Here is a 4563-nt window from a genome sequence, read left to right on the forward strand (position 1 = left end):
CCTGCCACTCTTGTGTTGCTGACCTGTCATCACGCCTGACGTGACGTGATGCATCGACACGAGCAAACTCGCTGCAGGCGACGCGTCGTTGCGATACGCGTCGAGAGGCTAAGGTTACGGCTTACAACTCGGACTGTAAGGAGGGGCGGGACGTGGCCACGGACGGTGAGGCCGGCCCTTACGGGACGGAGGCCGCACGTAAGGCGCTGTTCCAGCTGCTGGAATCCGGCCAGCAAGTCGTCATCACACGGGAGTTCGGCGACACGGTCGCCCGCGCCGTCCTCACGCCGCTGGACGCCCTCACCATGCAGCAGCGCGCGGCCCTGGAGTCCTGGCCCGCCCACGGCCTCACCCAGGCCCGCCAGACACTGGGCCACTTGGTGACGCAGGCCGCCGGCGGCGCCCCGCAACGCCTGCGCAAACGCACCCGCGACATCGCCGTGCTCCTCCCCGTCGACCTCGACGACGGTGCGCCCCCCACCCCGCCCCCCACTCCGGCCCCGGCACCCGCCGGGCCCGGCGACCCGGCTGCCGGCACCGTCCCGTCGACACAGCAGCCCTCGCGCCCGCCCCGCCGCGCACGCACGCTGACGGCACCCGCCGCTGCCCTCGATTCCCTCACCACCGGCCGGGCTCCGCTGTCCTACGGCCTGCCCGCCGTGGACGAGGCCACCGGCGGCCTCCAGCCCGGCCGCCTCGCCCTCATTGCCGCAGCCCCCGGAGTGGGCGGCAGCCTGCTGGCCGCGAGCGCGGCACGCGAGGCGGCCGTCTCCCACGGCCGCACCGTCCTCTACGCCGCCTCCGGCCCCAGCGCCACCGACGTCTCCTGCCGCATCGCCGCCGCCCACACCGGCGCCGACTACCAACTGCTGCGCGCCGGCACCCTCAACGCACCCGCCCAGGTACGCGCCGCACTCGACTCCGCCCGCCAGGCACCGCTGTGGGTCGACGACGGCGAGGACCTCGACACCGACGCGATCGCCGGCACCATCGCGGACGTGGAGAGCCTGGCCCTGCTCGTGGTCGACCGCCTCCAGGCCACAGCGGACCCGGCCGTGCCCCTGTCCGGCGAGGCCCTGCCCGCCGTGACGCGCGAACTGGTGCGCCTCGCCCGCACCCACCACCTGCCAGTCCTCGCCGCCCTCGACACCGACGACCCCGCCCTCCTGGCAAGGCTGCGCGCGGACGTCGTGCTCCACCTCGAGCGCGACGGCGAGACGGCCCGACTCACGGTCGCCGACTGCGATTTCGCTGCCGACACCAGCAGCCCCACCATCCGGCTGCGCCCCGACTTCCAGCGCGCCCGCTTCCTCGACGGCCCCGCACCGGCCCAGGCGCCCGCACAAGCCCCCGCGCCACCCTCAGCCCCCCCGGTACCGCCCTTGGAGGCCAACTCCCCCTCCACAGCACCCTCACCCGCGACAACGCCCCCCACGGCGCGCCCTGCCGCTTCACGGTCCGGGTCGGTCGATACGGACGTGGCCGACCAGATCCGCTCCACCGTCACCGCCGCGCTGGAGGCTGCCGGCGGCGACGCGGACGCCGCCACCAACGCGCTGGTCAAGCGGGCCGTCCCCGATGTGATGGGCTGGTTCGACCACACCCGCAAAGGCGGCCGCTACGAACACAGCTCCTTCCCCCCGGTCAATGACCTGCTGAAGAAGACGGGCCAGAAGTCCGGCGCCGACGCCGTCTGGGAAGGACGGCTGAACTGGAAGAACATGCCACTGCGCACGGACGCCACGGCGCGGGAGGTCGTCGCACTGGACGCGAACGCCGCCTACCTCGCCGCGTTCAAAACGCACCTGCCCATCGGACAGCTCACCCACGACACCAGCGGCCTCCACGACCCCAAGCGCGCCGGCATCCACCGCATCACCCCACCCACCTGGGACCACACCGATCTCCCCTCACCGCTGGGTGACCGCCGCAAGACCGGCGACGTCTGGATCACCGAACCCACCCTGCGCCTGCTCCAGCGCTGCGCCCGGGAGGATCTGTGCGACGCGCCGGTCATCCGCGAGTCCTGGACGTCCGGCGCGACGGAGAACGTGCTGGAGAAGCTGCGCCGCACGCTCGCCCGGGTGCGCCGGGAGGCGATCGAGGCCGGCGACGAGGTGACGACGGAGTATCTCAAGGCCGCCTACTCGAAGTTCATCTCGACCATGGGGGAATCCACCTACAACCGGGAGATCCGCCGCCCGGACTGGATGCACATCCTGCGCTCCCAGGCGTTCGCCAACCTGTGGCTCAAAGCCCGCAAAGCCCACGCTGCCGGTCTCGAGGTCGTCGAAGCCACCGGCACCGACGAGCTGCACCTGGTCGGCGACTGGCGCCAACTGTGGACCGAAGGACGCGACTTGAGCGAGATGAAGCCCAAGCACACCTACACCCTCGGAGGCGGTGACCAGTGAGCGCCCGCGAAGAGTGGGGCTGGTACGCCAAGCACGGCGCCCGCGGCATCCCCGGCTCAGCCGCCCTCTCCGCCGAACTGGAGCGCATCGTGCGGGAGACCGGCATCAAATCCCCCATCACCACACCACGCGGCCTGGGCGCCCGGCTGCACTACCTCGACAGCCACGCCGGCCGCCAGGCCCTGCGGGAGGCCGGCGTCCGCCCGGGCACCCTGCGCCGCTGGCAGCAGGGCAAAACCAAGCCCAGCAAGAACTCCCGGGAGAAGATCGAACGCGCCTACCGCGAAGTCCGCAGGCACAACATGGTCCGATCCGGAGCCCTCACCAAGCGCCTCCAGCAGGCGGGCCGCGGCACCCGCGTGGAGATCTACCCCGTCAACCAGACCGACGTCCCGGCACAGCGCCAACGCGACGTCCCGCAACGCTCCATCCGAATCCGGGACTGGGCCACCATCACCCACGCCTGGGCCGCCGGCGACGACGCACAGCTCGACCAGGCGTGGGGCGACATCATTGCGGACATCGCCTCCGAATACGTCGCCTACGCCTACGTCTCCGGCATCGGCATCGGCGCCTGACAACCCGACCGGTGGCGGCGCCGCGGCGGCGGCGACCCGAAACCCAACCCCCCTTACAACACTCCTTACAACTTCCCTTGCGACTCCCGGCCACCCCGCACACACACCAGGCGCCGCGGCGGGCTGCGAGGTGGGGCCGAATTCCCAGTTGGCGGACACGTCGGTGGGTACGGGTGCGTCGGTGCCCTCCGCGCAACCCAGCACGCTTCGAGCTCCACCGCACATCCAGGCCCCCCCATCTCCCGCTCTGGTGCGCCCGGTTCGCGCCGGTCACATCAGGTCATTGACGACTTGCACAAAGGTCGTATCCGGGGTGCGGCTCCCACCCGGGCCTCTCTGCCGCGGGCTTCCGGGCCGGGTTGCTGCTGGGTGCAATGGCCGGCACGGTACTGCGGACTCACCGCCCGTCCGGCGTCACCGCTGACGTACGCCCCCCCAACCGTCCGGATAACAGATGGCCGGAGGCGAGCGTGACGCGGCAGGATGCTCCGCATGACCTTGCCCACCCCCGAGCTGCACACCGCCCGCCTGCGACTGCGGCCATTCACCGACGCCGACGCGGCCTCGCTATACGCGCTGCACAGCAGCGCCAACGTGCTGCGCTACTGGGACTCCCCGCCGTGGACCGAACCGGCCCGCGCCCAGCGCTTCATCGCAACCTGCCGGACGATCGAAGAGGAAGGCACGGGAGCGCGGGTGGCCGTCGACCGCGTCTGCGACGGCGCGTTTATCGGCTGGTGCGGCCTGACCAGCTGGAACCCGGACTTCCGCAGCGCGTCCCTGGGCTACGTCTTCCACGCCGCCGCGTGGGGCCACGGCTACGCCACGGAGACCGCGCACGCCGTCCTGCGGTGGGCGTTCGACACCCTGGACCTGAACCGCGTCCAGGCCGAGACCGACACACGCAACGTGGCGTCCGCCCGGGTCTTGGAGAAGCTTGGCTTCGTCCGCGAAGGCACCCTCCGCGAGGACTGCGTCGTCAACGGCGACGTCTCCGACTCCTGGGTCTTCGGCCTCCTCCGCCGCGAGTGGTACCCGACGTCTTCGTTTGCCCCACCGATCCCGACCATCCACACCGCTGGAGCATCCGATAGTTCGTAAGGTCTGCCTGGAGCGGCAACCCTCATCGGCGTGCGCGGGTGCTGTCACTTCTCGTGAACATCGAATACGCCGCGGCCCGGGTGCCTCCCCCGAAGCATTGAACAACCGCTGTCGAAACCAGGGAACAAAGCCACCCATGCGTTTCCGTCGTGCGAAGAGCTCCGGAGAATTCCAGTCCCGACTCAGCTCATGCAATTGCGGCACGTTCCGCTATGAGAGGGGCTCTTGTGCGACGGAATACTTCAGGCCGAACTTCCGTGGAAATCCAGCGACTTCCATTCCGCAGAGTCTGTAAGGCGAGCGCACACACGCCCTTGCCTTACAACGAGACGCCCCCTTCTTCTCCAGCCCGCTTCCGGCGCGAAGCGCCGGCGCTCATCACCGGGGCCGAGAGAGAAAGTTGACCCAGTATCAGTCACCACAAGATCAACCCGGAGGGTTGATGCACCGTCAAGTTCCGGGCGGAGCCC

At 70.5% G+C, this 4563-nt stretch carries 3 protein-coding genes; all 3 read left to right on the plus strand.

Annotated features, from left to right (window positions below; all coding sequences use genetic code 11):
- Nucleotides 1-152 precede the first annotated feature (152 nt).
- The 3 genes from H180DRAFT_RS28840 to H180DRAFT_RS28350 all read left to right on the plus strand — a co-directional run bounded on the left by H180DRAFT_RS28840 (nucleotide 153) and on the right by H180DRAFT_RS28350 (nucleotide 4093).
- Nucleotides 153-2414 (plus strand): DnaB-like helicase C-terminal domain-containing protein, encoded by a 2262-nt coding sequence (locus H180DRAFT_RS28840; protein ID WP_079100478.1) that lies wholly within the window; start codon nucleotides 153-155, stop codon nucleotides 2412-2414.
- Nucleotides 2411-2992 carry a helix-turn-helix domain-containing protein gene (locus H180DRAFT_RS28345; RefSeq protein ID WP_055489019.1) on the plus strand — a complete coding sequence of 194 codons (582 nt, stop codon included), beginning with the start codon at nucleotides 2411-2413 and terminating at the stop codon, nucleotides 2990-2992. The genes H180DRAFT_RS28840 and H180DRAFT_RS28345 overlap by 4 nt, the downstream gene beginning before the upstream one ends.
- Nucleotides 2993-3484: 492 nt before the next feature.
- Nucleotides 3485-4093 carry a GNAT family N-acetyltransferase gene (locus H180DRAFT_RS28350; protein ID WP_055489020.1) on the plus strand — a complete coding sequence of 203 codons (609 nt, stop codon included), beginning with the start codon at nucleotides 3485-3487 and terminating at the stop codon, nucleotides 4091-4093.
- Nucleotides 4094-4563: the final 470 nt, after the last annotated feature.

Origin of the sequence: Streptomyces sp. WMMB 322, from assembly GCF_900090145.1 — a bacterium.
Classification (GTDB): Bacteria; Actinomycetota; Actinomycetes; order Streptomycetales; family Streptomycetaceae; genus Streptomyces.